This window comes from Komagataeibacter sp. NFXK3 (assembly GCF_054182245.1).
The window spans coordinates 1-953 of record NZ_JAPIVJ010000085.1; the positions used below are offsets into that span (position 1 = coordinate 1).

The 953-nt window shown below is 64.3% G+C and carries 1 pseudogene; it reads right to left on the reverse strand.

From position 1 onward, the window contains the following. A pseudogene (locus tag OQZ28_RS17580) lies at positions 1–888 on the reverse strand (IS630 family transposase); the annotation flags it as partial. Between the last annotated feature and the right edge of the window lie 65 nt (positions 889–953).

Here is a 953-nt window from a genome sequence, read left to right on the forward strand (position 1 = left end):
GTTCGGGCGCGCGGGACGGCAGGAAGATCAGGCTGACGTTGCGCGGCAGTCTGAGTTTGGGTGTCGTATGCCAGCCGGCACGATCGAGCAGGACGACGGCATGCGCTCCGCGTGCGACGCAGCGTGAGATTTCCTCGATATGCAGTTGCATGCTGGCCGTGCCGGTAAACGGCAACACCAGGCCTGCCGCCTTGCCGAGTGCGGGGCAGATGGCGCCGAACAGCCAGGCATTCTCATAGCGTTGATCGGCAGGCTGGCGTGGTCGGGTGCCACGCCGCGCCCATTGCCGGACAAGACCGTTTTTCTGCCCGATGCGGGCCTCGTCCTGCCACCAGAGTTCAATCCGCCTGCCTCTGGGCAGATGCCCGGTATGGGCGTTCAGGATCGTGGGGAAGTTTTTTTAAACGCGTCCATGACGGACGGATCCTGTCCGGGGTGACGCGGACGCGCGCTGACGTGGCTGAACCCAAGCCGCTTCAACAGGGCGGAGACATGGCGTTCGTGATAGGAGACGCCAAAACGCTCTTCGATGACCCGCTGAAGATCGACCCGACGCCAGCGCACCACGCCGTCCCGGGCACGGTCAGGCCCTGTCGTGACCAGCGCCGATAATTCTGCCAGTTGGTCCGCTGTCAGGCGGCAGACCGACCCGTTGCGCCACTGATCGTGCAAGCCATCCGGCCCCGCAGCATTGAACCGGTGCACCCAGTCCCGCAGGGTTTGCCGGTCCATCCCGCCGATCCGCGCCGCTTCGCCCCGGCTGGCACCGTCGCGCACCGCAGCCAGAGACAAAAGGCGCCGTGCAACATTCGCATCCCGCGTACGAGAGGCCAGACGCCGTAACGCAGAAGCCGTATAATCCGTCCGTAAGGCAATCGCACCAGCCATTCCCGATCCTCCCTCTCACGACAGAATCAGAACAGGCCCTTCGCGTCACTTCACAGATGAGTCAG